At 65.9% G+C, this 23,703-nt stretch carries 15 protein-coding genes and 1 pseudogene; 8 read left to right on the forward strand and 8 right to left on the reverse strand.

Annotation, left to right across the window (positions count from 1 at the left end):
* The 3 genes from OCS65_RS28050 (at window position 1) to OCS65_RS28060 (ending at window position 11,159) form a co-directional block, all read left to right on the forward strand.
* Entirely contained in the window at window positions 1-633 is a 633-nt protein-coding gene (locus tag OCS65_RS28050) for a hypothetical protein (RefSeq protein WP_263510438.1), read from the forward strand.
* A 281-nt stretch (window positions 634-914) separates the two neighbouring features.
* A complete protein-coding gene (locus OCS65_RS28055) occupies window positions 915-9,725 on the forward strand; it encodes a helicase-related protein (protein WP_263510439.1) in 8,811 nt (2,936 codons plus the stop codon).
* Window positions 9,726-10,610: 885 nt separating this feature from the next.
* On the forward strand, window positions 10,611-11,159 hold the full coding sequence (locus OCS65_RS28060; RefSeq protein ID WP_263510440.1) for a recombinase family protein: 549 nt from the start codon (window positions 10,611-10,613) through the stop codon (window positions 11,157-11,159).
* Between the two features lie 298 nt (window positions 11,160-11,457).
* On the opposite strand, the gene OCS65_RS28065 is transcribed toward OCS65_RS28060, so the two are convergent.
* Window positions 11,458-12,798: an SIR2 family protein gene (locus tag OCS65_RS28065; protein WP_263510441.1), complete on the reverse strand. Its 1,341-nt coding sequence runs from the start codon at window positions 12,796-12,798 to the stop codon at window positions 11,458-11,460.
* Between the two features lie 161 nt (window positions 12,799-12,959).
* Here OCS65_RS28065 and OCS65_RS28070 point away from each other — a divergent pair, with 161 nt between their 5' ends.
* Window positions 12,960-13,763: an IS5-like element ISRhosp9 family transposase gene (locus OCS65_RS28070; RefSeq protein WP_263510442.1), complete on the forward strand. Its 804-nt coding sequence runs from the start codon at window positions 12,960-12,962 to the stop codon at window positions 13,761-13,763.
* Window positions 13,764-13,979: 216 nt separating this feature from the next.
* On the opposite strand, the gene OCS65_RS28075 is transcribed toward OCS65_RS28070, so the two are convergent.
* Both OCS65_RS28075 and OCS65_RS28080 read right to left on the reverse strand, forming a co-directional pair.
* On the reverse strand, window positions 13,980-14,894 hold the full coding sequence (locus OCS65_RS28075; protein ID WP_263510443.1) for an abortive infection family protein: 915 nt from the start codon (window positions 14,892-14,894) through the stop codon (window positions 13,980-13,982).
* Window positions 14,895-14,978: 84 nt separating this feature from the next.
* Window positions 14,979-15,470 (reverse strand): GNAT family N-acetyltransferase, encoded by a 492-nt coding sequence (locus tag OCS65_RS28080; RefSeq protein ID WP_263510444.1) that lies wholly within the window; start codon window positions 15,468-15,470, stop codon window positions 14,979-14,981.
* A 276-nt stretch (window positions 15,471-15,746) separates the two neighbouring features.
* Here OCS65_RS28080 and OCS65_RS28085 point away from each other — a divergent pair, with 276 nt between their 5' ends.
* Complete coding sequence (locus tag OCS65_RS28085; protein ID WP_263510480.1) at window positions 15,747-15,980, forward strand: hypothetical protein; 234 nt, start codon at window positions 15,747-15,749, stop codon at window positions 15,978-15,980.
* Window positions 15,913-16,620 (forward strand): annotated as a pseudogene (locus OCS65_RS28090) (IS110 family transposase); the annotation flags it as partial. The gene OCS65_RS28085 and the pseudogene OCS65_RS28090, both read left to right, overlap by 68 nt.
* A gap of 266 nt (window positions 16,621-16,886) precedes the next feature.
* On the opposite strand, the gene OCS65_RS28095 reads toward OCS65_RS28090, so the two are convergent.
* Window positions 16,887-17,330 (reverse strand): YjfA family protein, encoded by a 444-nt coding sequence (locus OCS65_RS28095; RefSeq protein ID WP_263510445.1) that lies wholly within the window; start codon window positions 17,328-17,330, stop codon window positions 16,887-16,889.
* Between the two features lie 180 nt (window positions 17,331-17,510).
* Here OCS65_RS28095 and OCS65_RS28100 point away from each other — a divergent pair, with 180 nt between their 5' ends.
* Window positions 17,511-19,232, forward strand: coding sequence for a hypothetical protein (locus OCS65_RS28100; RefSeq protein WP_263510446.1), 1,722 nt, complete (start codon window positions 17,511-17,513; stop codon window positions 19,230-19,232).
* 833 nt (window positions 19,233-20,065) lie between these two features.
* Complete coding sequence (locus OCS65_RS28105) at window positions 20,066-21,127, forward strand: IS110 family RNA-guided transposase (protein WP_263510447.1); 1,062 nt, start codon at window positions 20,066-20,068, stop codon at window positions 21,125-21,127.
* Between the two features lie 185 nt (window positions 21,128-21,312).
* On the opposite strand, the gene OCS65_RS28110 is transcribed toward OCS65_RS28105, so the two are convergent.
* The 4 genes from OCS65_RS28110 to OCS65_RS28125 all read right to left on the reverse strand — a co-directional run bounded on the left by OCS65_RS28110 (window position 21,313) and on the right by OCS65_RS28125 (window position 23,596).
* Window positions 21,313-21,507, reverse strand: coding sequence for a hypothetical protein (locus OCS65_RS28110; protein ID WP_263510448.1), 195 nt, complete (start codon window positions 21,505-21,507; stop codon window positions 21,313-21,315).
* 321 nt (window positions 21,508-21,828) lie between these two features.
* Complete coding sequence (locus OCS65_RS28115) at window positions 21,829-22,401, reverse strand: hypothetical protein (protein WP_263510449.1); 573 nt, start codon at window positions 22,399-22,401, stop codon at window positions 21,829-21,831.
* A gap of 66 nt (window positions 22,402-22,467) precedes the next feature.
* Entirely contained in the window at window positions 22,468-23,037 is a 570-nt protein-coding gene (locus OCS65_RS28120; RefSeq protein ID WP_263510450.1) for an HNH endonuclease, read from the reverse strand.
* Between the two features lie 10 nt (window positions 23,038-23,047).
* Window positions 23,048-23,596, reverse strand: a complete 549-nt coding sequence (locus OCS65_RS28125; RefSeq protein WP_263510451.1) for a hypothetical protein — start codon at window positions 23,594-23,596, stop codon at window positions 23,048-23,050.
* Between the last annotated feature and the right edge of the window lie 107 nt (window positions 23,597-23,703).

A 23,703-nucleotide genomic window follows, 5' to 3' on the forward strand; every position in this document is an offset into this window, starting at 1 on the left:
ATGGCTCCGCAGAGCGAGGATTTCAGGGTGCAGGTCGAGGGGATCGACCTGACGATCGCGGCCGAGACCAGGCGGATTCTGGTCGAGTGGCTGGGGATCGATCCGGCGACCGAGCAGGGGCAGATCGACCGGGAAGCGCTGCGCCTGCAGCAGATGACCGAGGACGCGGCCGAGCAGTTCGAGCAGGCGACCCCGACGCCGCCGGACGCGACGTACCGGGACGCGGTACGCGCCAAGGCAACAGCGTGGCGGGCAGCGCGGGAGATGGTGCTGGAAGACGAGCTGTATCCGCAGGTGACGCCAGAAATCCGCACAGCCCGCGAGAAGTTCGCGGCGTGGGCCGAGCGGGAAGCCGAGAAGCACTGGGAAGCGGCCCGGAGAGCGCAGGACCCCGATCGGTGGCGGACGCAGAACGTGCGACCGAACCCGACCGCGGTGCGAGTGGTCGAGCGAGTATGGCTGGCGAAGCCGGCATGGTTCCTGTCGCTGGCGGAGGCGCTGATCGCACAGCGGATCGAGGACAACCAGCCGGTGCCGATGACCTCCCGCGATCCGCTCGCGGACGAGCTAGCGACACTGATCGAGGACGAGATGCGGCGCAACCCGCCGCAGGACCCGGATCTGCCGTTCTGACCCAGGCGCATTGGGCGCAAGTCCGCGACGAACTCGTTGACCTGCGCAGGCAGGGAAAGAACGCCTCTCGTGCCCTCGCTTCGGCGCGTCGAGCATTGGCGACCGCGCAGGATCGTGGACTGCCCGAAGGGATTGCAGCCAACACTGCGAATGTTGCGTCCTGCACGGAACAACTCGAACGTCTCCGTGGGCACTGGCGTGAACTGCGGGGTCGGGAGAACCAGCTCCGCAGTGAGCTGCACGGTCTCGGGATCGACCCGGAGAGCGTCCCCAAGCAAACGGTGCGCGAGATCGCTTCCGCGCATTCGGCCTGGCGGGAGCACCCCGCCACCGCCCGCCAATTGCGGACGCTCGAACGTCTGGCTGCCGAGACGACCGTGCCGTTCGTCGTCGACGAGAACATCACCAAAGGTCAGGCCCACGACCTGATCGCCTCATTGCTGGCCGGCAACCTCCCGCAGGTACAGTTCCCCGACCGTCCCGCAGGGCCGATGTTCCTCCCGGCCGCGACACCGACCGAACTGGACACTCCCCCGGCCCCCGGACTGCACCAGGCCGAGACACCGCAGGCCGATACCCCGCAGCCGGTGATCGATCCGTTGGTCGAGGTCGAGCGACGCCTGCTCGGGCGTCTCGCCGAACCGGATCCCGAGGCCGATACCGCCGCGAACCTCGAGGTCAATACCGCGGCGCAGTTCTTCTCTTGGGCCGACGGGCATTTCAAGGTCAAGGCCCAGGTCGCCCTCGCCGATCTGATGGCCGACCGTGCCTCGCTGACCGACGAGATGTTCGTGGTGTGCCGGTCGATCCTGGCAGATCCGAAACGCTGGGGCGAACTCGGCCACCGCGCCGCCGAGGCGTACTGGCAGGCCCGCACCGGCGAGCCGGTGCAGCATCCGGTCACCGCCGGGGTCACCGACACGATCGTCGACGCCCGCGCCCGCGAGGACCGCGCCGTCGCCGAGGACTTCCTCGACACCACCCAAGTCGTTCTCGACGCGCAGGAACCGGCCGAGCTGGAGACCGCCGAGCAGCGCAGTGAGCACGTCGATGCGGTGCTGGACGGCATCGACCAGGCCGCCACGGTCGAGGTCGAGCAGTGGTGGGCGCGGGGCCGCGCCGCCTACGACCCCGACGACCCGCTGACCCTGCCGCAGCCGGACACCGACCCGCAGGTCGCCGCCGCGATCAAGGCGGTGCGCGGCCGCAAGGCCCGCGACGAGATCCGCGCCCAGTGGTTCGCCGGTGTCGAGCAGGGACGCCGCGAGGCCACCGCCGCGCAGCGCCAGGCCCTGATCGCCGAGGTCGCCGTCGATCCCCGGCTCATCGCACGCGTCGAGGGCCGGCGCCCGGACTACCTGCCCGCCGTCGCCCGCGACGACGCCAAGACCCTGATCGCCGAAGCCGCCCACGCCGGCTCACCGCTGCGGCAGGCCGCAGCGAAAGTGCTGCTCGAACACCACCCGCTGCCGGCCGAGCTGTACGAGCGGGCCTACGCCGAATGGGACCGCCTCCACGGACCCGAGCTGACCTGGGACCAGGACACCGCCGGGGAGTGGACGGCGTGGATGACCATGCAGCTGCGCCGGGACCCGCTGGTCGGGTCGTGGGCCGGATTGCCGATGTGGACCCGCACCGATCTGATCGAGTTCGGTATCGAGACCGCCTTCGCAGTCATGGCCGAGGAACGCCCCGATCTGATCGCCGCCACCGCGGGCATTCCCATCGAGCGTCTGGCTGCCGAGCTGCGCGGAAACATCATCCCGAACCTGCCGCAACCCGAGGCATCGGATGTCTCCGCCGGGTTCGTCGCGACCGGCGAATTCCGGCAGCTCCGCTTGCGGGACTACGTGGAATCGAGGGTGCAGCACTACTCGATTCACGGGTGGGCATACACCCTCGACGGCAGCAGCACGTCCACCACCGCCGGCCACAATCCGCGGGTGGCGATCGGTGCGCTGCTCGACGCACGCACCAAGCCGATCCCGGAGTGGATCGAACGCATCTACCGGCCCTACGCCGGGGCCCGCGCCACCGTTGTGACCAGGGCGACCGCCTACGCCCGGAACAACCAGTTCTACCACGCTGCGGCCCGTGCGGATCTGCTGTGGAAGTACGACGAGTCCGGCACCTTCGTTGCCGCCCACTCGCTCCTCGAGGACATGCGCCGGGGCATCATCGAGCAGCTGCGCAGCGATGTCCCCGCCGAGGTCGACCTGCTCGAATCCCTCGGGATCGACCTGGAGTGGACCCTCGGTCACGACGTGGACCCGAAGGTTCTGCGCGACATTCGGGCCGCAGGGGACGACCTCTACAGCCTCACGCCCCCCGACCTGACCTTCGCCGGGGCGGGAGATGTGATCGTCGGGGACCCCGACGGCCGGCACGTCACGATCCGCTCCGGGTGGGCACCGAACAGCAGCGACCACATCACCTACGTCGATCGTCAGCCCCGTCCCGAGCTGACTATGCGGGACGCGATCGCCGACGCCCGCGCCGTCCTCGCCGCCGCCCCCCAGGCCGAACAGTTCGACCTGGAGCGCACCACCGGCGTCGAGGCCGAACTCGACACCGCCACCGAGGCTGAAGCCGAGGTGGATACCCACGACCAACCGACCATCGAGACCGAGCAACCGCAGGTCGGTGAGGAGGCCCCGCCGTCCCCCCGAGTCTTAGCGCCTGCGGTCGATGACACAGGCGCGGTGATCTTCGAAGCGGTCGAATCGGCTCCCACCGAGCCGTCGGCACCGCCCAGCCCCGACACGGCTGCGACGTCGTGGGTGATCACCGATCGTCCGATGCTCGGCCACCTCGGGCCGATCGCTGCACCGACCCCCGCCCCCGAACCCGAGTTGGCACTGGAACCAGAAGCTGCCGCCGAGCCGATCGAGGCGGCCCCGGACGCCGACGAGCTGGTCGTTCCCGACACCGAGTATGGCGAGCCGCTGACCAGCCCCCTGTGGCGAAACGGTGGTCTGGTCAAGGCCCGCAAGGAGTCCGGCGGATACGTCTACGTCTCCCCGGCCACCGCCGCCGAGTACGCCGCCGCTGATGCGTCCGCCGAACCGCAGACCACGGTTGAACAGCCGCAACACGAGACCACCGCCGAGACCGGCGAACCCACCCCGCAGACCGGTGGTGACCAGGCGCACCCGGACACCGACTCCATGTCCGCAGGCCCGGTGGTGCGTCCTGCCCCGCCGACCGTGCAGGATCAGGACTTCACTCTCGGTACCGAGGTGCTGGTCCCCACCGGGGCGAAGGCCCGGGCACGGGCGAACATCGCCGCCCTGCGCCTGGTGCGCCGGCTCGACGAGCAGCAGCGACCGGCCACCGCCGCCGAGCAGGCGGTGCTGGCGCAGTGGTCCGGCTGGGGCGCGGTCCCGGAGGTCTTCGACAACCGCCCGAAGATCCTCGCGCAGTGGGGCGACGAACACGCCGAACTGCTCGACCTGCTCGGGGAGAAGGGCTTCGCGCAGGCCCGCCAGACCACCCTCAACGCGCACTACACCGACCCGGCGATCGTCGCCGAACTGTGGCGGGCGGCGGCGCGGGCCGGACTGCCCGACGAGGCGCTGATGCTCGAACCAGGCTGCGGGGCCGGTCATTTCGTCGGCACGGCCCCGGCCTCGGTGCGCATGGTCGGTGTCGAGATCGAGCCGATCAGCGCGAAGATCGCGCACTACCTGTATCCCTCGCAGCAGATCCGCAATCATGGCTTCGAACGCAACTTCGCCCCGGAGAACATCTTTACCGGGGCGATCGGCAACGTCCCGTTCGGCAAGTTCGCGCCCGTCGATCCGATCCACAACCCGGGCGGGCTGGCGATCCACAACCACTTCATCGCCAAGTCCCTGGCGCTGACCGCGCCCGGTGGCTACGTCGCCGTGGTGACCAGCATGTTCACCTCCGATGCCCGCCGCGCCGAACAGCGCGCCGCGATCACCGCCCGGGGGGATCTGATCGGGGCGGTGCGTCTGCCCACCGGCGCGTTCGACCGGCAGGCCGGCACCGCCGTGGTCACCGACGTGCTCATCTTCCGCCGCCGCGAGGACGGAGCCGCCCCCACCGAGGACACTCTCGACTGGGCCACACCCGCCGTGCAGGTCGCCGCGATCGACGCCAAGACCGGTGAGCAGGCGCGGATCTGGATCAATCCCTACTTCGCGAAGTACCCGGAGCGGGTGCTGGGCACCCTCGCTGTGGGCAATGGCCTGTATGCCGGGGGATCGCTGCTGGTCACCCCGCACACCGGCACTGCCCTGGCCGAGCAGTTGCGTACCCAGCTCGATCCGCTCATCGACCAGGCGCTCGACCGGGGTCTCGGGTTCACCGCCGAGGCCCCCGATCCGGCCGCAGTCGAGGCGTTCACCGCGCCGGGGTTGCGCACCGGAGCAGGTCTGGACTCGAACGAGGTGCTGCCCGGTGCGATGCGCTGGAGCGAGGCCGAGGGCCGGTTCGAGCAGTTCACCCTCGGCCGGGGCTGGGCCGAGGTCGGCTGCCGGGGCAAGGATCTGGCCGAGCAGTGGAAGGTGCTCATCGCTCTCGGTGAGACGGTCATGGAGCTGTCCGAGGCCAGCCGCTCCCGCACCGCCACCGTCGCCGACCGTGACGTGATCCGGGGCCGGCTGAACTCGCTCTACGACGGCTATGTGCGCCGATGGGGGCCGCTGAACCGGTTCAAGCTCACCGACCCGACCCCACTGTCGGACGAGAAGATCACCGCCCGCCTAGACAAGGCGATCACCGAGTGGCGGATCAAGACCGGCCGCGAGGAAGCCGCCGCCGACGGCCTCGACCCCAAGGATGCCGGACCGTTCGAGGGGTCGATTCCCGACGAGGTGTACGAGGAGCTGCGCGAGAAGGCGGCCGAGCAGCCGCAGCCGCGGCGGTATTCCGCGCATCTGCAGGGCGCGATCGCTCGTGATCCGCGCCTGGGCATGGTGCTGGCGATCGAGAACTTCCAGTCGCGCTTCGACGGCACCGAGGCGGTGGCGACCAAGACGGCGATCTTCACCGAGGACACCACCCCCTTCAAGGACAAGGCCACCGGCGCCGCCGACCTCGACGAGGCGTTGGCGATCTGCTTCGACGAACTCGGGCACATCGCCCCGCACCGGGTGGCCGAGCTGCTGAACCTGTCCGTCGAGGACACCCTCGACCAGGCCCAGGGCCGGATCTATCCGTCCCTGCACGCCGACGGCCGGTGGGAGCTGGCCACCGTCGCGTTGTCCGGGCAGGTCCGCGACAAACTCGCCCTCGCCCAGGTCAAAGCGGCCACCGATCCCCGCTACGCCCCGCTGGTGCAGGCCCTGGACACGGTGGTGCCGGCGGATGTGGACCCCGCCGACATCGGGGTGCGCATCGGCGCGACCTGGGTGCCGATCGAGGACTACCGCGCGTTCCTGATCCACGAGTTCGGGCTGCGCCCGGACCGGCTCACCGTCGAGCACGACAAGGTCAGCGGCAGCTGGGAGATCTCCACCGACCAGAAAAGCCGCCACGAATTCTCCACCGGCTATCCCGACAAGTACGGCACCGGCCGGCTCCCCGGGGTGAAGATGTTCGATCTGCTCGCCAACAACAAACCCATCCAGGTCCCCAAGACCGCCGACGAGCTCGAGCACTCCCCCAAGCCGCGATTCCACGTCAAGCTCACCGAACAGGCCCACGCCTCCGCTGGTGCGCTGCAAGAACGGTTCGAGAAGTGGCTGTGGGAGGACGGCGACCGCTATCTGCGCCTGGCCGCCACCTTCAACGAGCGCTACAACGCGTTCGTCAAACCGGTCCACGACGGACGCAGCAAGACCTTCCCCGGCCTGAACCCGAAGTACACGCCCTACGACTACCAGGCCGCCGCCGTGACACGGTTCCTGCACGACGAGACGATCCTGCTCGACCACGTGGTCGGGGCCGGCAAGACCCTGACGATCACCGCCTCGTGCATGGAAGCGAAACGTCTCGGACAGATCCGCCAACCCTGGATCGTGGTGCCCAACCACCTGCTCGCGCAGTGGTCGGTCGAAGCCCGCGACGCCTACCCCAACGCCAACATCCTCGTCGCCTCCGAACTCGACGGCCGCGACGACCGGCAACGCTTCGTCGGGCAGACCGCGGTCGGGGACTGGGATCTGGTGATCGTGCCGCAGTCGGTGTTCGGCAAGATCGCCATGCGCCGCGAAGCACAGATCGAATACCTCGACAGCGAAATCGCCGAACTCCGGCAGGCTCTCGACGCCGCCAACAACCAAGGAGCGGAGTTCACGGTCAAGCAGATCGAGAACGCGATCAAGGCCGCCGAAGGCCGCATCGAGAAGATCATCGACGCCAAGGCCACCGACGACGGGCTGACCTTCGAGCAATCGGGCTGCGATTTCCTGTTCATCGACGAGGCCCACGACTACAAGAACCTCACCCGCCCGTCCAGCAGCGCCGACCTGTCGGTGCCGACCGGCAGCCAGCGCGCCACCGACCTGGAGATGAAAGCCAAATACCTGCGCGAGCAGGCCCGCGCTCGCAACGCCGAGCAGGGCATGCCGCACGCCCCGGCCAAGGCGATCGCGTTCGCCACCGGCACCCCGATCACCAACTCGCTGTCGGAGATCTGGGTGATGACCAAGTACCTGCGCCCGGACCTGCTGCACGCCGCCGGCCTGGGGCGCATCGACAACTGGGCGGGCACCTTCGCCAAGCCGGTGTCGGTGGCGGAGATGAACACCACCGCCACCCGCATCCAGATGCGCACCCGCATGGCCGAATACGCCAACGTCCCCCAGCTGGTGGCGATGTTCGACCAGTTCCGCGACGTGGTGACCGCCGATCAGATCCCGGTGCGCCTGCCCACCCTCGACGGCGGCACGCCGCAGATCGTCGAGTTCGACATGGGCCAAGACGCCCTCGACGCGATGGCCGACCTGGACGTGCGCATGAGCACGATCCAGGGCGATCGGATGGACCTGGACAACAGCCTCAAGATCGCCACCGACGGCCGCAACCTCACCATGCACCCCTCACTGGCGAACCTCGCCCCACCCGAGCCGGAGCACAGCCGCATCGAACACGCCGCCGACCTGATCTGGCAGGTCCACAGCGACCATGCCGACCTGCGCATCCCGGCCGACAAGTACGGCCCCGAGATGACCGGGGTGTTCCAGCTGGTGTTCTGCGACCGCGGCACCCCGAAGGCCGGCGCCGGCCCCAAGGCACGCAACCTCTACACCGAGCTGCGCGACGGGTTGGTCGCTCGGGGCATGAAGCCCGACGAAGTCGCGTTCATGCACGACTACGAGGGCCCGAAGGCCAAAGCCCGATTGGTGCACGCCTGCGCCGACGGGCGGATCCGGGTGCTGCTCACCTCCACCAAGAAGGGCGGCACCGGCCTGAACGTCCAGCGGGCGCTCAAGCAGATGATCAACCTCGACCCGGCGTGGACCGCCGCCGACATGGAACAACGCCTCGGCCGCATCATCCGCCAGGGCAACGTCCACGAGAGCGTCCGCGTGGTCAACATGGTTGCCCGCCGCTCCTACGACGCGATGATGTACCAGTACGTGGCCCGCAAATCGAACTTCATCGCCATGATCCGCAAGGCCGACGTGCCCCCGACGATGGAAGACCTCGGCGGCGATCTGACGGTTTCGTGGGCGCAGAGCAAGGCCGCCGCCACCGGCGATCCGGTCTTCGTCGCGCAGGTCGAGGCCGACCAGCAGGTCGCCGAACTCGAAGCCCGCCGCGACGCCGTCCAGGGCGCCAACGCCGCCCGCAGCGCCGCGATCCGGGCCTTGAGCAAGTCCATCACCACCGACGAGAACCGGCTGCCCGAAGTCCGGGCGATGGTCGACAAGCTCACCGCGTGGACCAGCATCGACGACCGCGCCAAGAAGATCTGGCACTTCCCCCACGCCACGATCCCCGACTCGGAAACCGCCGACCTGGCCGACGCGCTGCGAAGCTCGTTGATCCGGCTCGAGGAGGAAGTGACCCGCAGCAACGACGAGGTGGTCTTCGGGGCCATCAACGGTGTGCCCCTCACGCTCGGCTACACCCAGGTGATCGGCCAGTTCTACCTCTGTGTCGGCGAGGAGATCGCCTGGTACGACCGAGACCGGTTCCTCAACGCGGTCGAGAAAGCCAGTGGGGCGCAGGGGATGCTGACCACCCTCCGCAATCTCGCCGAGAAGGCCACCCGGCAGGTGCCCGTCATCGAAGCGCGGATCGAACACAACCGGGGCCGGCTCGCCGACGCCGAGGCCGAACCCGAACTCGCCTTCACCGAGACCGACGAACTCGACGCCGCGAAACTGCGAGCCGAAGAGCTACGGCTCGAGGTCAACGCCCGCGAGAACTCCCCCGACGCACTACGCCGAGCCCGCGAAGACCAGCAGCGCCGGGCCGCCGACGGGCAATATCCTCAGTGGACCCTCGACCTCAACCCCACCGATGCCTGGGCCGCAGAACGCGGCATGAGCAAAGAAGACCTCATCGCCTCGGTACCGGCACGCATGGCCGCCGCCCGGCAGCAATGGCTCGACGGCGCCGAGCAACGCGAAGCGGATCGCAAGGCCCAACCATGGGTGGCCCTCGACGAGACCGAAGCGCTCTGGCAGTACGGCTTCGACTCGGGCAGCGGCCGGCCCGGCGCCCGGGTGTACTGGGACGAGAGGCAATGGCACCTCGAAGCCTGGGACGGCAACGGCACCGTCGAACGCGACGCCGTCAACACCCGAGGCGACGCCTTCAGCCTCGGCATCCGCGCGGTCGAGACGTTCGCCGCCGACCGTCAGATCCCCCGCGAGGCGATCCACCAGGCAAGCATCGAGCGCCGCGAACACCTCGACAACGCCACGTCCCCCACGATGGTCGAACCCACCGATGCGATCGTGGAGCCGACCGAGACGGTCAGCGCCGCCGAGGACACCTTCGAGCTCGATGGCACGCTCGCACACGGATTGCGTGCCGCAGGCGACGTTCGCCCACTGCACAAGGTCAATCCCCACGGCACAGGACCGCAACAGCAGCAGCACCTCGACCCGACACGGCAGTACGAAGCCGAATACGGAGGCGGGTACGAGGAAGACGGCCGCGCCGTCTGATCGCGTCTCTAGCCTCGACACCACCGGTGGGGCAGGACCCGGCGGTCCTGCCCCACCACACCACCGACCAGGGGAAACCTGTGACACCAGGCAAGACCGAAGCCGAAGCCCGCGCCGCCCTCGCCGCGATGGAACCGATCATGGTTCGCGAAGCCGGCTACGAGATCGACTGACAGGGACCCGCGCTACTCCCGCGAATGGCTCTACTACTTCATCCCCGACACGGTCGACTGGCCCCCGACGGAGCAGCTTAGTGAACAGTTCGGTGCGCTGCTGGGTGATCGCAGCGACGGAGGTGCACTCGATGGAGCGTGCTGACGGCCGTCGAGGGGATCGTCGATCGGGTCGCAACACATCCCGTTGGACAGCACCCGGCTGCCAGCGGAAAACAATCGATTGTCGCCCCGCACATGGAGTTGCACGCCATCGCCGCTGCCACCTACGAGCTGCTGCAACTTCGATGCTCAACACCGGAAGTGCCCGCGCACGCCGCACCTGCGTCCGATCTGCGGCAGGAATGGGGATCGGCAGCAGGTCGCATTCGCGCACAGTTGCCCTGCGCTCATCGAGCAAGCTCTCGACCATATGCACCGGCTCGCCGAGGATCTACGCACCACCCAGCAGATCCTCGGCGCAATCAACTTTGCCAGAGCCCTGCCACCCTTCTCCATTGGCGGTTGACATCCACAGGGGCATCAAGCTCGCCGCCGTCCACGTCTCTACCCTCAAACCCTCGGCTATGAATCAGCGGGCATTTGAAACACGCCCTACGAAACGCTTGACGCTCAAGCGAGCCACCAGGAGTGATAGGTGTTCCGAAACTCATGTCCAAAATCGGTGATTCAAAATCTGGTCTGTCGGTGAGTTATGGAACATTGCGAGGCTATGAGCGAACTTTTGGGCTACGCGAGGGTCTCGACGGCCGATCAGACCCTCGATCTGCAGAGCGACGCACTGAGGGCCGCGGGATGTTCTCGAATCTGGACCGAGACCGCCAGCGGTGTCACAACCGCCCGTCCGCAGCTTGACGCCCTGTTCTCTCATCTAGGTTCAGGAGACACTCTGGTGGTGTGGCGACTCGACAGACTCGGTCGGTCCCTACCTCATCTACTTCAGGTTGTCACCGATCTCGAAGAACGAGGCATCGGCTTCCGGTCGGTGACCGAATCGATCGACACTACGACCGCCGGCGGGAAGCTGATCTTCTCGATCTTCGGGGCTCTTGCTGAGTTCGAACGCAATCTTATCCGTGAACGCACCTCTGCTGGCCTCGCTGCTGCCCGTGCCCGAGGCCGAGTTGGTGGCCGGCCGCCGAAGATGACGTTGAAGAAGATCAAACAAGCGAAATTAATGCGGGACAACGGGATGAGTCAGACCGAGATCGCGGAGATTCTCGGCGTTGGCCGTACGACGCTGTATCGACACCTGAAGTGAAGCAGCGATGCTTTGACTGCTCAGGTTCGTGCGCTTTTCTGGCCTTGCGCTTGTGCGGCAGAGCTGGACCGCGTGATGAATCGGTTCGGGGTGTTCGCCTTGTGCACGAACTTGCCAGTGACTGCACTCCGCGTCGATGCACTACTCACCCGGAAGGTGTTGCTCGATACCTTCCGCACGGTGGTCTTGCTTGTCGATTTCATACGGTCCACCTCCCTGGATGATCCACAGTAGCGCACAGCAGGGCACGGTGAGGCACAGCAGGGCACAGAGTGGCGCGTGGCAACCACCCGGATGATCAGAGTGAAAGCATGCGGGTCTGCAACAGCTCCGACCACTTCTCCGACAACTCAGCGAAGGCAAAGTTGACCTCGTCGATCTGAGCATCATCAATCGCAGTAGTCGAGGCAGCACTGATCACTCCACACGGCAGAGCCGGCCCACCTGGCAGTTCTGCTACCACCGGAGTAGCCGCAACAGAGTGCCAACGGGATGTCGATCCCGGCCGGGATAACTCGCGGATGAGTAGGTCGTTTCGGCCGATGCACTGTCCCGCGATCCACGGGCTGTCGTGTCCTGGAACCTCTCGGCGCAAATGATTGGGATGCTTATACGTACGGTCGTTGGCCGCCCACCGTACGAGTCCACCTGTACCGTCAGTCAGCCACAGGGTCAGGTTCCCCAAATCAGGTAGCATCTCCTGCAGGATCGCCAGATCCTGCTCAAGCTCGTTGGAGTCCCCCTGCTGGAGCATCGAAAATTGCGACACGTTCTTCTCCCACAGGGCAGAGGCTCGCTCCCGCGGAGTCAGGTAGCCATCCTCGCCTAGATGTGGGAATTCGCGAAGGGCTTGGGCAGCGTCGGTGTAGTCGTGAGTTGCAATGACGTGCACACCCAATGCCGACCACTGGTTCTTCAGCGCCATCTCGACACGTTCAAATTGGGTCCGATCCAAACCCATACCTTCACGAGCGAGGAAGACCAGCACTTCGGCATCCCGATCTTCGGAGGTCAGATCATGAATCCACTGCCGAATGTCGGGATCGCGGTAGGAGGTGCCCGCCAGGATCAATGGCCCTTTTTGAAGAGTCTCTTGGAGGGCCGACACCTGCCACGGAACCTGCCGCTGGCCAAGCTTGTTGTAGTCACTGAGTGTGAGAACCACAGAATCGTCTGCTGAGGCACCTGGAGGAAGAAACCCGTGCAGATGGTGTACCTCGTAGTCGCCATGAGGGGCGCGTGGACGAACCTTCCCCCGGCTGAAGACCCCCGTGCTTCGGCCGAGAGCGTCAAGCACATTGTGCAAGGCGACTTCGAGCAGCTCGTCGTAGTTCAATGTGAACAACGAGATCGTCTCGGGGCCTCGCTTTTCAGCTAAGGCCGCAGCAGCATAGTGCAGTGCTGCCGGATCCACCGGGGTCTCCCCGTATAGCGCAGATTCCAGCAGCGAGGGCCACGTATTCCCTGCCGCATCTTTCGCTGCTTCGGCGACGATCGCCGGATCCTGACCTCCCAGAAAGGCTTTGGCGGTGTCGCGGTCCGTAATTGCACCGCTTCGAGTCAATAGCTCAACCGCGAACGTATTCCAATCGGGCAGTCCGGCAGCTGCGGATGCGCCTGCTCCGAGAAGGACACCCATGTGAGACTCGACATGCAGTTCTTCGAGAGTGAGGTTTTCTCACCAGGAGTTCGCTGACGGCGGCCGGGGACATTCGGGCGGTGTGGCGTGAGATGAGGACGTGGGGTCCTACCTGGTAGAGATCGTTTCGACCAAGAAGCAATCCCGAAGCAGGACCCCACGTGATTTCCTATCGTGCCACGCTCGACGTGCCCGAGCGCACCCTGGCCTTCGTCGCCAGTGCCCTGGCCGCGCATCGCACCCGAGTCGACCGCCGACCATGGCAGCGGGCCGCAACCGTCTACGTCCAGGCGGTAATGGTGCTCCGCTGGTTCCGCGACGGCACCGACGTCGCCGCCCTGGCGCGCGATGCCCGAATCTCGCCGGCAACCGCCTACCGATACCTACACGAAGGCATCGACGTGATCGCCGCCCACGCCCCTGACCTGCACGAGGTCCTCGCCCACGGGAGTGCATCCGGGTGGGAACACGTCGGACTCGACGGCACCTTGATCGCCGCGACCCGATGCCGGGAGCGCTCCGAAGCCGGACACGACTTGTGGTACTCGGGCAAACACCGCCGACACGGCGGCAACATCCAGGTCCTGACCGACCCGACCGGCTACCCGGTCTGGGTCTCCGACGTCGAACCCGGCTCGGTTCACGACATCACCGCTGCTCGACTCGGCGGAGTCCTCGGCGCCCTCTATGAGGCCGCCACCGGCGGGATGCCCACCCTTGCCGACAAGGGTTACACCGGTGCCGGGATCGGTGTCCACACGCCGACCAAGGGCCGCGACCTCGATGCCGGCACTCGATGCCGCAACACACTTCTGTCCGCGATGCGCGCTCCGGCGGAACGTGCGAATGCCCTGCTGAAGACCCGCTGGAAGGCCTTACAACGAATCAGTCTGTGTCCGTGGAGGATCGGCACGATAACCGCTGCCGCCCTCGTGCTTCTTCACCTACAAGCCCCCGCCTGGTGAGAAAACCTCAGTCTCGATCGTCTCAGGGCCAATCTCCGCTGCACTCACCCTCGAAGTCTCTCATTCGATCGGCTTAGGTAGCTGTCACTGTCCACCCTGATCAAGGATTAGAAAGGCCCCTCGAGGGAGCCACCAACTCCTCTACCTGGCAGCTCTGAACCCCGGACGCCGCTCGAACGACCTCCAGACGCCCTGCTGCAATGCCGTTCCTGTATCTCATGGGTTCGAGGCATCGAACTCCTCCCACAGGCTGAACAGGTACTCGCAGATAGTGACGGCCGCGTTGAACGCAAGTCGCGCTTCGCGGGGTGTCGCTGCCGATACCTTCCCTGAACCGTGGCCGGTCCCTGCGGCATTACGAAGTTCGCCGAGGAATTGAACTGTTCCCGTCAGCTGGGAGAGCATCTTCGCGGCAGCATCGCTTGCCTTTGGGTCGCTAGGAACCGCGGTCTTCGATAGGTCGAGAGCCTTGGCCGCCGCCCTGAACTTCTGTCCCACATTCTGGGTAGAACTCACTGGTTCATTGCTGGCCGTCAAAATCTGTGCGCATACATCTTCGATGAGTTCCTTACTGGAACCGAGAGCCAGGCTGGGGTCGGCGGCGATCGACCGTTCGATCCGCTTGAGATGTAGCTGTAGGGACTCCAGATCTCCGAGCTGGGCACTTGCCGCGACGATGGAGGCCGGCTGGGGGGGATGGAAGTTCGAAGTACTGCGGTAGTCCACCTTGGCCACGCCGGCCCGGACCTCCCGCTCGTAGAGCTCGTAGCCGCACGGGTTGATGAGGTCATTCAGTGCCTTACACAGCGGTTCTTTCTCAGCGTCCGGACAGACGCGGGGAGAAAGTCGATGTGCGGCGAACTTCAACACGGTCTTGTCGGGACCGCCCATAAAGCCGAAGCGTGGATCGGTGAAAGCCCATCCCTCGCCCCAGTCGTGGAACTTCATGACATGTTGTTCGATATCCTCATACGCCGTAGTGCATCGAGGATCATTGCTCTTGATCTGGTGCAGTTCGCAGACGCTGGACATGAACTCGAGTTCGTTTTGTTTGCCGGTCCAGCCCCAATCAAGCAAGAGTTCCTGGATCTCACGACGCGTTTCGCCGTCTATCTTCTTCGAGGTAGTCACAAGGGCTCAGTGTGCATCGCCTGGTAGTCGAGAGGCTCGTTCGACCCCCTCATTGCCCGGTGGAGCAGTGCCACGTTTGCAGTGTCAGGATGGCTGGCGGGTGTACCAAAAGTCCCTGTCAGAATCCTCCCGCAAGACGAATCCGACCTTCTCCATGACTCGTACGCTTTGCGTGTTGTGCGGGAAGACCCTGCAACAGAAGGTCTCGAACTGGCTGAACTGCGCGTCTCGGAGCATCTCCCGAAGCATCGCTGGACCGATTCCGATTCCTTGGCGGTCGGGGTCCACCTGATAGTCGAATGACATCTCCTCCGGGAACCCCTTTTTCGCCAGGCCAATGATGTAGCCCACGAGGTTGCCATCAGTGTCGTACGCGGCCCAGCCGTATTGCCCTGGATTGGGGAGCTTCGCATGCACCTCTAGTTCCTGAAAGGCGCTATCGAAGGGCATGGTGGTGCCCATCAGCTCGACCCGTCGTTCATCCCCGAGGCTGTCCCACCAGTGAGCCGCGGCCTTGCGATCGGGATGGTCTTTATCCAAAGGAAGTTCGCGCAGCTGCACCTCAAAGGTTTCCACGGACCCGATCCTAGGAAATGTGGACGGCAGTCGACGATGCCCATACCAACTTGTTCAATTGCTTCAGGAGATCGCGGTCTGCAGCCATGATCTCCTAGGTACCGACCGAGGGTCGCTCGGCCCATACCTGCCGCCGCTCGAGGCTGGCTCCTAGACGGCCTGCGTCCCGATCGGTGCCGGCGGCGTGGAGTGGCTGAAGAGAGGCCTGCGGAGCCGAAAGTTGGTGTGCCCTCCCCGCTACGAAACGACGTCGAGTCGAGGGAGTTGGTGTGATGCATGCTTGAGAACATCCCAGGTCAGGTGATGATCGCCGTTGATCCGCACAAGGCATCGTGGACCGCGGCCGCAGTCGACGTCTCACTGCGGGCGTTGGCCACCATCCGGGTGCCGGTCGGCGACGACGGATACCGAAAGCTACGTCGCTTCGCCCGGCAATGGACGAATGCCGAGTGGGCCGTGGAGGGCCGCCACCGGCCTGGGTGCGCCGCTGACGAACCGTCTGAGCAATGACGGTGTGGAAGTGGTGGATGTTCCCGCGAAACTGGCCTCCAGGGTGAGGCTGCTGTCCACCGGTCACGGCCGCAAGAGTGACGATGCAGACGCAGTTTCCGTCGGTGTCGCCGCACTGACCGGTCACGGGCTGACCACCGCCCGGATCGATGCCACGGTCACCGCGTTGCGCGCGATCGTCGAGCATCGCGATGACCTGGTCAAGACGCGCACCCAGACCGTCAACCGGCTCCACGTCGTGCTCACCCACCTGATCCCCGCCGGCGCTTCCCGCGGTCTGAGCGCCGAACGGGCCGCCGAGATGCTCAAACGAGTCCGTCCCCGCGACGTCGCCGGCAAAACCCTCCGCTCTCTCGCCGCGGATCTCGTCGCCGAGGTCCGGCAACTGGATCGTCGGATCGACAAGGCGGCACGCGACATCGAGGCAGCGGTTGCCGAGTCCGACAGCTCGTCGACTCAGCTGTGCGGGATCGCGGCGTTGAACGCAGGCAAAATCCTCGCCCGGGTCGGTTCGGTACACCGGTTCCGGTCGGCCTCCGCGTTCGCTAGCTACACCGGAACTGCCCCCATCGAGGCGTCCTCCGGGGACGTCGTGTGCCACCGTCTCTCACGGGCCGGTGATCGGCAACTGAACTACGTGTTGCACACCATGGCCATCACCCAGATCCGCCGAGCCACACCTGGTCGCGCCTATTACCGCCGCAAACGCGCCGCAGGGAAAAGCCACAGGGAAGCGTTGCGCTGCTTGAAGAGGCGACTCTCCGATGTTGTCTATCGACAGCTTCTTAGAGACGCAACACCAGCCGTAGCGGCGGGCCCGTCTGGAACAGCAAACACCCCTGCGGGCCGTCATGGGATGTCGGGCCCGCAGGGGTCTCGGTCGAGGCCGTGCCGTGCGTCAGGGGATCAGCAGAGCCGCAGGACTCCGGTGTCGTGCATGCCCCATACGCCGATCTTGCTGAAGCGCGCCTGGAAGTTGATGCAGGTGCTGCCCGGTGCGTACACCATCGGAGTCCAGAACTGGCCGGGGGCCTTGCCGTAGGACGGGCTCCACTGCCAGCCGTTGTGCGGAGACCACACCCCGGCTTCCGCCTGGCGATTGGTGGCCCCCGAGACACGGACCCAGTTCGTTCCGCAGGCGGGCGAGTAGCGAACCTCGACGGTGACGAAGTCGATGGTGCGCTTCCAAATGGTCGTGGCGTTGGTGGCGCACCCGGTAGCCAGCGGATCCCCGCTGCGGGGCGCCGCCTGCGCCGACGACGCTGTGGCGATCACGACGAACAGGGCCAGAACGGTCGCCGCCACCAGGCTCATGGCCCTGACGACGATGTTCGACTTTGTGGTCAACATGGTCTTCCCTTCTCCGGATCGATCCCTCTCGCACACGAACATAGGGCAGAAAAAGACCAGCTAGAAGCCTATTTTGAGGTTTGCACCAAACTGGTCACATGCATAGCTGACACGATGGGATGTGTGCGACTATATGGACGGACCAAATGGACCGAAAGTTTGGGAAGCAGGGGAGGCAACGTGACCGAACACAGTGGCCCGCCACGGAAGAGGCGCCCCGCGCCATCGAAGGCGAAGATCGTCCATGCCGCCGGACAGCTCTCGACGAGCACCCTGCTCGATTCGAGCGATCGGCTACTGGCGCAAAAGCTCAACGTCTCCCGGACCACGCTCAAACGACACTTCCCGACCACGGGAGCGTTGGTCTCCGCCGTCGTCGCGGACCTCGATCTCCGCAAAGAGCAGGTCGATCCCGAGTTGAGGGCGCGGGCCAGGCGTCACGAGGCCGCGAGCAGTCGTCAGGGGGATCTACCGACGGCCCTGGTGGACCGACTGCGGGAGATCCGGCTCCTGGTCGGCGAGGACGAGCGCATCGATGCGACGGTGCAGGAGGTGGACAAGTGGCTCGGCACGCCGAATCGGCTCGCCATCGCCACGCTCTGCTCGTTTGCGGCCTACCGGTTCGTGATCTGCACGCAAGCGCATCGCCCCGACGCCGCAGAAAAGGCCCGGTCCTATGCCGAAAAAGGCCTGACCGAGATCCCGCCCGGTCACGCGCACGACATGCTGCGCGCCCAGCTCTACCGGATCGCGGCCGCCGCCGAACGCCGGATCGCGCAGGCCGCTGGGGCCGAACTGACCGAGAAGTCCACCGACGTCGATCGGCTGGCCGCCGAACGGGTGGTCCTCGGGCGGATGGCCGCAATCGGACGGCTGAAGAAGGAAGAGGCGGCACTGCTCGAGGGGATCGGCCAGCCGATGTGGGCGGCAGCGGCGCGCTACCATGCCGACCGTGCCATCGCTATCGCGGAAGGACGCCCCGAGCTCGAGGTCCATGCGACCGGCGAGCTTGCGGTCTACCTCGCCGAACAGATCCGCGACCAGGTTCCACCGCCGGCGGAAATCCTCGTTCCCTTCCTGATCCGCTGGTGTGCGGCACAGGTTGCCTACCGGGAGCTGTTCCCAGTCTCGATGGATCCGGAAACGGCGACGAGCCTGCGCAACGACCTTCTCGCCTCACTGGGTCGGCGGACCGGGTACGACACCACCGCTCGAGTCCTGACGACGATGTTCGCGCTGGCCGCAGCCTACTCCGCAGGACGCGCCGATGGTCATCTGGTCCATCCGCAAGACCTCACCGCCCTGGTGACCTACGGAACGGTGGGACAGTTGCTCGTCGGTGCGTACCTGCATCATCTGGCGGCCGGCCTGGCCAACCGGTCCACCGGCGCCGAGAACATCGTCGCCCCGGACGTCGTCGCCGCCACCAAGGCGACCGGTCCGGTCGAACAGCTGTTGCCGATGGACGTGCCGGATCTGGCAGCGGCAGCGCGCAGTCATTATCGGGCCGCAATCGCACGCTCTCTCGTCGGCGGCAGCTCGAGCGTTCTTGTCGCCCGCGCCCGTAAAGGCCTCGAGGAACTGGTCGAACTACCCGGAGGAACGGTCGATCTCGACCCCCTGCCCCTGCTGCGCGCTGTCGAGGGCACGGACGAATCCGACGTCGACGTCCACGTCACCCAGCGGTTGGCGCTAACCGTCCTCATCCACAAACAGCCCACTCCCCAGGAGGCCAGGAAACTGTTGAACGAGTTCCAACCCTTCATCGCAATGCTCAAATCGATAGCCAATCACGACGTCGTGGTCGATCTCGAAGACAATCCCGCCGAATCCGGCCGAACCGAACCCATCGTCGTCCTGGGACCGACCGACGATCGCTGGCTCCAACTGGGAATCGGCTAGGGAAGACCACCCCCGAACGTCGAGGAGGAACCCCGAACAGGCAGGAACGCCACCTGCGGCAAGGGAGGAATCGCCCCGCGCAGAAGATCTTCGCGACGGCCGGTGTGCCTGGACGGCAAGGTCCTGCCAGACATCTGTCACCCACCCGGGCATCGAGAGAGCACGGCCCCCGGGAGGGCGCAGCTCCCCCTTGCCCCGCGCCGCACGCTCGCCGGGGAAACGGATGCGCCCTCGCACCGAGAAACCCCGCCGGAGCGAACACGTCAACTCCGGCGGGGTTTCGGCCACCGTGCAGGGGGTGACGGTGGCTTTCTCGAACCCTACTAGAGGCGTTTGGCTCCCGGTGAGGTCTTTGTTGCGCTCGCTGACGCCGGCGGAGATCCCCCGCGCGGCCGAGTGCGTAGAGGCGGGTGACACCGCACCGCAAGGATCACGAGTGTGGATGTGCGTGCTCGAACACCTGCTCGATGTGCGGTGGTGTCGCCGACCAGGCCGCCAGGTCCTGATCCCACCGTTTGCGGATGCTCACCCCGTACTCGGGGGCGCTCTTGAGCCCGACGTAGTCTCGGCTGACTGTGAGGATTCCATTCGCAGCCTGATAGTGCTGGGCTGTGGACTGGTGACCACGAGTGTGACCCTTCGGCTGACTGGCTTCGTGCCTTCCTCAGGACTTGTCCGCTCGTGGTTGCCGGCCCCGGCCCGGTACGGAGTAGCTGCCCTGATCAGGAGCTTGACCGCCGGGCGTTAGCGGCGCCCGACGTGTCTCATCACAGTCCTGCCGAATCTCCGTCCCGGACCGGAAACCACATCCGCTCCAGGCGAGGAGAGAACGCATGACCAGTCTGACCGATCTGCGTGAGGTGGTCGATGTCGTCATCGGCGTCGACACCCACGTCCACACCCACTCCGCGGCTGCGGTCGATGCCCGCACCGGGGGCATGCTCGACGAGATCACGGTGGAAACCACCGCGGACGGCTACGCCCAACTGGTGGAGTTCGCCGACGAGCACGCGGCGCTGCGAGCGTGGGCCGTCGAAGGTACCGGCGGCCATGGCGCCGGCCTGACCAGAGTCCTCGAACGCGGCGGGGAGGTGGTGATCGAGCTCGACCGTCCCGAGCGTGCCAAGCGTCGCCACGGCGCCAAGTCCGACCCGCTCGACGCGATCCGTGCGGCCCGGGAAGCGCTCGCGCGCCCCCGCTTGGGTACCCCCCGCAGGGGCGGGGACCGGCAGGCCTTATCGGTGCTGCTGGCCGCCCGCCGGTCCGCGGTCAACGCCGCCACGGACGCCCAGCGCCAACTGTTCAGTCTGGTCATCGCCGCCCCCGAGGACATTCGGGAGCGGTTCCGCGGTCGGACACTGCCCGGCATGGTCACGATCGCAGCCGGCCTGCGGGTCCGCGCCTGCCGGGATGTCGAGACCCGCACGACCGTCACCGCGCTGCGGTCCCTGGCCCGCCGGGCCCGTGCACTGGCCGAGGAGGCCACCGCGCACGAGAACGCCATCCGGGCGATCGTGCGGTCGTGGCGGCCAGACCTGCTCGCGCAGCTCGGCGTCGGACCGATCGTGGCTGCGACCGTGCTCTGTGCGTGGTCCCACCCGGGCCGGATCCACTCCGAGGCCGCCTTCGCGATGCTCGCCGGTGTCGCCCCGACCCCGGCCGGCAGCGGACAGGTGAGCAACCGGCATCGGCTCAACCGCTACGGGGACCGACAGCTCAACCGTGCCCTGCACACCATCGTGCTCTCGCGGATCCGCTACGACCAGACCACCCGCGCCTACGTCGCTCGCCGCACGGGCGAAGGCAAGAGCACCCGCGACATCAAACGCTGCCTCAAGCGCTACATCGCCCGGGACCTCTACCGGCTACTCGAACAGCAGCCAATCGAGGCTTGACATTCCATAGGAGCGTCCAGGGGCGGGTGCGGATCGGACCACTCGGTAGCCGGGATCAGGAACAGGTGCGGCTCGTCGTCGGTGTCGAACACCAGGGCCAACACGACCCACGATTCGAGCGGGAAAGGTCGACTTGCGCATGAAGACGTACCCGTTGGTGACCTGGATGGCTTTGACCTGGACCATCACGTGGCGGCCTCGACCGACGTCGACCACCAGGTCCACCCCCGGTCGTCGGCCAGCGGCCGGTAGACCCGAAACCCCAACAGGGCGATCCGGCTGGCGACGAACAGTTCGGCCGCAGCGCCTCGGGCGAGGGAACTCGGTGCCCGCCCAGCCAACTCGACCGGCCCCGTGCCGCCCGCATCGCCATCGGTCATACGCACCAGTGTCGCGGTTCGAAAGACCCCTGGCCGGCCGGCGCGCAGAGCTGCGCAGATACTCCTGCAAGCATCTGCGGCACGGTTCCTTCGGGGCGTGGGCGTGGCTGCAATCATCGGCACAGGCATTCAGCGCTGAGGTACAAGACCCCGGCCGAGTACGCATGCCGGATGCACTACCGGCTCCAGCCCGGGGCGTGCGAGATCGACTGCAAGTAGGAACCGGCTCGAGAATAGACCGGACCAACTATAGGAACCTGCCACGTCCATGTCGCGTCCTTAGGCCGTCAAAACCTGTCTCAACACAGCCATCCACTTGTTCTAGGGTCGCTTCCAGTCGGATAGCTCGCGAGAGTGATTTCTGATGATCTTCTCTGCAATCGCAGCGAACGCCTCTTCGAGGGTGGTCTCATCGTCCTGATATCCGCTGCCCCGGACAACGAATCGCGGCTGCTGATCATCGTGCTGCCATTCCACCGCGAACTTGAACGCGTCGAAGCTCACGTCCCACAGCAACCCGTGCTCATTCGGCATGTAAGCGCTTCGTACGCGAGGTGGTGAGAGCGTGGACGAAGACCAGCTCCAGAAGGACCCGTCTGGGAGGAGGAGATCTACACCGAGTCCCCTTCCGAAACCGCCTCTCTCGTATCCAACGACATAGCCCGCCGGAGACATCTTCTTGGGGCTAAGGAGTCTGACCCGTGGCGAAATGACGACGCGTTGGGGTCTGATTCCTTCACTCCCCAGATAGGAGAGTAAGGATCTGAAAAGGTTCTCGAACGCCGCGCGTCCTTTGCGTGCCGCCTGACGCTCCAGCTCCAGCCGATCTTCCTGAGAGTTGACCAGCGAGTCGCGGGCTTGCTTACGACGCTGTAGCGCTTCCTCGAAGTCCATTGCGGGAGCTTAGCTTACTAAGTTTCCGGTACACGGGATGTCATCCGAACAGGTTAATCAGATCAATCAAAACAACGTTCCTTGCCAATCGCCGGGGTTGGTCTTGGCATGAAACAATGCGTCTTCGTCGTACCCGTCCCGCAATGCCGCACGGATCGCCAGGGATCGCTCGTAGCGCGAGCGCCCCTGCCTGTCGAGCAGCGTATGACCGGACAGTCGGCCAAGCGCGATCGCGTAGCGCACGTTCTCGCTATGCGTGGACTCCACTAGATGCCCCGACCCGACGCGCACGCACAGCGCCTCGTTGCACTTGTGCTCGCACACCACCTGCGGGTCAAGAGGACCGTGCACCAGCTCCACCGAGAAGCGATGCGCGAGCATTGTGCGTTGCCGATTCTCGCGCTGGAAGTTGAACCGTCCGTACCCATCGGGAGCACTGATTGCCCCGACCCAGTACCAACACGTCGGGGACTTGACGACCTTCGACCAGAATGCCGCAACATTCGCCTTCGACGGCCGCAGGGAGTTGTCCACCACCCGCCCCCGCCGCGGTCGATCCTTCGACTCCTCAACGACGAACTCGATATCGAGATCCGGGAATCCTATGTCAAGCGATGACTCACCATCGTCACTCATGGCCGCAGCATCACGACGCCGCAGGCACCGACTGCGCATCAGACGATCGTGCAGCCGGCTCGGCGACATTGGCGACACCGAGATCCGCCTTGGCTTGCATGATGAGCTTCTTCGCCTCGCGGGTGCTCACGCCGAGCAACGGTGCCAGCTCCGACGCCGACGCGCTGCGACTGAACTTCACGATCGCTTCCGCGTACTCGCGCAGCAGCGACGATTCCTGCTCGCGCTCCTGCGGAGTCAACGTCTCCGTGCCGGCTTCCATCTCCCGCTGGATCTCGGCGATCTTCGCCGCGTACTCCTCTTGGATCTTCTTGATGCGACGATCCCGAGTCTGCTCTAGCCGCTCGATCTTCTTCAGCGGAGCCTGGGCCCGCGAGGCGACTGTTGCTTCGAGCTTGAACAGCTTGTCCGTCGCCTCGTGGATGGGGCCGGCCAACGCTTCGAGTGCCGCCTGACGAGCGAGCAGTCTCTCCCGTTGGCGGCGGGCGTTTTCCCGAACGTTCGACGTCGTGTGCGGACGAAGGGAGCGGCGAGATGCCGATTGGGAAGTCGAGGCCACAGGCCGGAAGTGTAGCGGCTCGCGCAGGTCGCGGGGAGGCCGACGACCGGAATCGAGGACGCTCCATCGAAGTCCAGATCCGGTCACCACACCGACAAACCGTGACG

This window comes from Rhodococcus aetherivorans, from assembly GCF_025722975.1.
GTDB classification, from domain to species: domain Bacteria; phylum Actinomycetota; class Actinomycetes; order Mycobacteriales; family Mycobacteriaceae; genus Rhodococcus; species Rhodococcus aetherivorans.